The organism is Acidocella aromatica, from assembly GCF_014201825.1.
Lineage (GTDB): Bacteria > Pseudomonadota > Alphaproteobacteria > Acetobacterales > Acetobacteraceae > Acidocella > Acidocella aromatica.
This window is the reverse complement of record NZ_JACHFJ010000024.1, coordinates 1-3,746: the sequence shown is the minus strand read 5'-3', so window position 1 is coordinate 3,746 and position 3,746 is coordinate 1. Positions and strand designations below refer to the sequence as shown.

The 3,746-nt window shown below is 63.3% G+C and carries 5 protein-coding genes; 2 read left to right on the top strand and 3 right to left on the bottom strand.

Features of this window, described 5'->3' with window-relative positions:
- The coding region (locus tag HNP71_RS13990) for a MobA/MobL family protein (protein ID WP_183267561.1) at positions 1-1,122 on the top strand (1,122 nt) is incomplete at its 5' end.
- Here the strand turns inward: HNP71_RS13990 and HNP71_RS13985 are convergent.
- The 3 genes from HNP71_RS13985 to HNP71_RS13975 form a co-directional block, all read right to left on the bottom strand.
- Complete coding sequence (locus HNP71_RS13985; RefSeq protein ID WP_183267560.1) at positions 1,119-1,556, bottom strand: DUF29 domain-containing protein; 438 nt, start codon at positions 1,554-1,556, stop codon at positions 1,119-1,121. The two genes, HNP71_RS13990 and HNP71_RS13985, sit on opposite strands and share 4 nt — an antisense overlap.
- On the bottom strand, positions 1,553-2,389 hold the full coding sequence (locus HNP71_RS13980) for a replication initiation protein (RefSeq protein ID WP_183267559.1): 837 nt from the start codon (positions 2,387-2,389) through the stop codon (positions 1,553-1,555). The genes HNP71_RS13985 and HNP71_RS13980 overlap by 4 nt, the downstream gene beginning before the upstream one ends.
- A 257-nt stretch (positions 2,390-2,646) precedes the next feature.
- A complete protein-coding gene (locus HNP71_RS13975) occupies positions 2,647-2,982 on the bottom strand; it encodes a mobilization protein (protein ID WP_246344243.1) in 336 nt (111 codons plus the stop codon).
- Between the two features lie 159 nt (positions 2,983-3,141).
- Here HNP71_RS13975 and mobQ point away from each other — a divergent pair.
- Positions 3,142-3,746: MobQ family relaxase (mobQ, locus tag HNP71_RS13970; protein WP_183267558.1), on the top strand; the 605-nt coding region annotated here is incomplete at its 3' end.

Genomic DNA, 3,746 nt, shown 5'->3' with positions numbered 1-3,746 from the left:
GAGCTATGGGCTGGGCTGACCAACGCGGCCCTGGAGCGGGCCGGGGTGGGGGAGCGGGTGTCGCACCTGTCCCATGCCGCCAGGGGGCTTGCTCAAGCCCCCACGGCCCATCTGGGACCGTCTGCGACGGCGCTGGAACGCCGCGGGGTGGAGACCGACCGGGGCGACACAAACAGGGCCGTGGAGGCGCACAGGAAGGCCCAGGAGGCCGTTGCGGGCAATGAAGCGCTACTGCCCCACCTGGACAAAGCCGCGCGGGCTGCTGAGCGGCTCCAGGCCAAGCAGCAGGCGGCAGAGTGGGAGCGGCGGGATCAGGCCGCGCTCACACGCTACCGGGCGGCGGTGGAGCAAGCCGAGGCCAAGGGCGACGAGCTGGAGATCGTCGAGCAGCGTGGACGGCTGGCGAAGGCCACGGAGTTGGCCGCCGCCGGCAAGCATCTGGCGCATTTCGGGACGGCGATTAACCAAGCGGGAGAGCAGGCAGTCAGGGAGTTGCGGCAAGACCAAGCGCGGCGGAACCAGGTCAAGGAGCCGGTGCCGGAACTCAGCCCTGAGGAAGCCCGGAAAATGGCGTACAGGGCCATGACCGAGCAGGAGCTACGCGAGCAGATCCAGGATTTGCGCCGGGATACGACGGAATCCAGGCTGAACGCCGATCCGATCTTCCGGCAGCGGGTCGAAAGCTTGGACAAATGCAGCCGCGAGACGGTGGAAGCCAGGGAAAAGGCAGACAAGGCGCGGCGGGATTTGCGGGGCGTGGACGCCATGGAGGCGGCTTACCGGCAGAACCACCCACTCCGGGCTTGGTTGCACGACAAGGGGCTGTTGGGGAGCTGTCAAATCGCGGCCTGGGAACAGCAGCGGCATGGCTTGGAAACGTCGATCACCACAGCGGACGATGCCGTAAAAGCCAGGGAAGCTGCGGAAAAACGGGCGCATGACGTCGCGGTGGAGCGCCAGGAGGACATCTTGCCGGGCATCAAGGCCGCGCTGGAGCCGAAGCGCCAGCAAGCGGCGGAGATGGACGAGGTTCTGACCGAGAAGCGGACGGTCCGGTACGCCCGCGAGGAGGCCGAACGGCAGGCGAAAAGGGCAAGTCGGGGTAAAGGCCTGGGACGCTAGGCTTCCGGCCAAAAACCATCATCCATGATCCGCTCGAAGGACCACGGGCAGGCCATCGGAAAGGTTGCTTTTGGCATGCCAGTCTCCGCGTATGCCTCGGCGCGGGCGTCGGTATAAGCGTCGTCGATAGCCTCGTTTAGCTTGGATTTCAGGCTAGGATTGTCGGCTAGGTGGCGCGTAAGCGCACGTCGCTGGGTGCCGATTGTGACCTCCCATGAGGCACCGCGCCGAACAGGCTGGTACTGCCATTTGAGCAAATGCAAGAGCAGGACCGTGAGGCGGCTGATGAGTTCGCGCTTCTCAGTCTTGCCCATGCTCTCGATTTCCTCGGCGATGTGTTCAATGTCGGCCTGCGTCAGTTTCCCGGCGCGCAGAAGCGCGGCTTGTTGGTTGGCCCAGGCGTAGAAATCTTGGTCGTAAAGGTTGGCACTCATGCGATTGCCTCCTGAGTTTGAATGGTCTCAACCTGCCCACGAAGCCGGGCCTTTCTGCCCAGCTTGGAACGGTTCAATTCTTGCACGGCTGATCGCTGTTCCTCCGCGCCCTTCTTCCACCATGCCACCGTCACCTTGCTGATCGCGGCACGGGAATGGACCCGGAACAGGTCGATCTGACAGCCCATCTCGGACAAGCCGTTGATCTCCAAAACAGCGGGATCAATGACCCTGACCTTGAAATCCTTCCCAGCTTCATACGTGCCTTTTGGCACACCGAGCAGGTCTCGGAAGCGTTCATAGGTGAAGGTTTCCACGCAATTATCCATGTTCGCCCGCAGCCGCAGCAGTTCGTAGAGCGCGATGGCGTACTTGCTGGACATGGCATGAACGACCTCGGCCTTGATGCGCCCCCAGCGGTCAGAGCGGGCCAGGATGCCCCTAAGCTCAGAGGGGATGGCAAACCGCAGGGTGGCTGACGGTGCGCCCTTCTTCGAGGTGATGAAGTGTTCGAACAGAACGGTTTGCAACACGACTTCCTCGGCCCGTTCGGGGTCGAAGTATGTCACAGCCACCTGAACGCCGAGCAGCCGGGAAAGGCTCTCCCGCACACGGTCCAGGGTGTTGTGGGTGCTGAAATTCAAAGAGGCGAGCGGTAGCTCCCATTTTGCGCCGGGCTTAGCCAGGTCGCCGCTGTCATGAGCGTGCATGTAGAGCGCGTTCATCAGCGCCCGGTCCTGAGCTTCCAGGCCGCTGGTGCCGGTGATTTCGATCAGTTCAGCGGGCTTCGGGAACCCGACCGCATTGGTTTTCTGCTGAATCGTGAGGGCCATAGGGTGAACGCAGCACAAATAAGACAAGTCGTAAAGTTAAGACCTGACTTGTTCACCCACTTTGTCCTCTCTCAGCACCCATTTAGTCCTATCTCAGCACCCACTTTGTCCTCTCTCAGCACCCATTTAGTCCTAATTGACGAAAAAGATGCAGGAAAACACTGCATCTTTTGGGCCTAGAAATTGAAGTTATAGAAGTTGAACTTTTACGCTGTGGATAACTTCTGAGCCGGTGCTGGCACCCCGGTGAGCATGGCTCAGGGGGAGGGGATTTGGGCCGGTTCCTGGCTCTCAGCGCTGGCCTGGGGAGCCTCGGAGACCGCTGATGACAGCAGGGCTGGGGAAGGAACCTGCCAGCCCTCGAACGCCTTCCGGTCTTGGTCACGGACGATTCTGTCCAGCAGGGCCGTGAGGACGCGGGCAAAGCGGTCATCCTTGCTGGCCGCATCGAGCAGCAGGCCGCCCAGCACCACTTTGCGCTTGGTATCGAGCTTGCGGGCGCTCTGGTTCACCCTGGCATCGAGGGCGGCGAGTTTGGCCTTTTCCTGGGCGATTTTCTTGAGAACGGCCTCTCTCTTCTTGGCGTAATCCATCAACACGAACTCCAAGCTATGGTGCGAATTTAGCCCGGCAACTGTGGGCATGCTAGACGGAACATTCCATTCCGAAGTATGATGAAGGGCGCACTTATGCAAACCTTCGGTTTGCGTGCGTCAGGGGCCAGCCCCCAGAACCCTCCATCGGAGCGCGGCGTGGCGATCTACCATTGCTCGGTTAAGACGGTCTCCCGATCCACTGGCCGCAGCGCGCCAGCGGCGGCGGCGTACCGCACCGGCACGTTGTTGGTGAACGAACGCGACGGGGTGACGCATGACTACCGGCGTCGGGTTGGGGTTGAGGCCGCGTTCATCGTGGCGCCGCCTGCCGCCGAGTGGGCGCAGGACCGGGCGGCACTATGGAACGCGGCGGAGGCGGCGGAGAACCGGAAGAACTCGACGGTGGCGCGGGAGTACGAGGTCGCGCTTCCGGCCGAGTTGTCGGCCGAGCAGCGCGCAGACCTCGCCCGCACCTTCGCGGCGGCCCTGGTGGAGCGGTACGGGGTGGCGGCTGACGTGGCGATCCATGCGCCGGGCGGGGAGGGGGACCAGCGAAACCACCACGCGCACGTCCTGACCACGACCCGGACGGTCGGTGGAGGCGGGCTTGGCCCCAAGACCCGCGCCCTGGACGATCAGCGCAGCGGCGAGATCGAGCGGGTGCGCGAGCTATGGGCTGGGCTGACCAACGCGGCCCTGGAGCGGGCCGGGGTGGGGGAGCGGGTGTCGCACCTGTCCCATGCCGCCAGGGGGCTTGCTCA

What these genes read in the sequence shown, in the direction of transcription:
- HNP71_RS13985 (WP_183267560.1), bottom strand. Translation starts at nt 1,556, where the DNA reads ATGAGTGCCAACCTTTACGACCAAGATTTCTACGCCTGGGCCAACCAA.
- HNP71_RS13980 (WP_183267559.1), bottom strand. Translation starts at nt 2,389, where the DNA reads ATGGCCCTCACGATTCAGCAGAAAACCAATGCGGTCGGGTTCCCGAAG.
- HNP71_RS13975 (WP_246344243.1), bottom strand. Translation starts at nt 2,982, where the DNA reads ATGGATTACGCCAAGAAGAGAGAGGCCGTTCTCAAGAAAATCGCCCAG.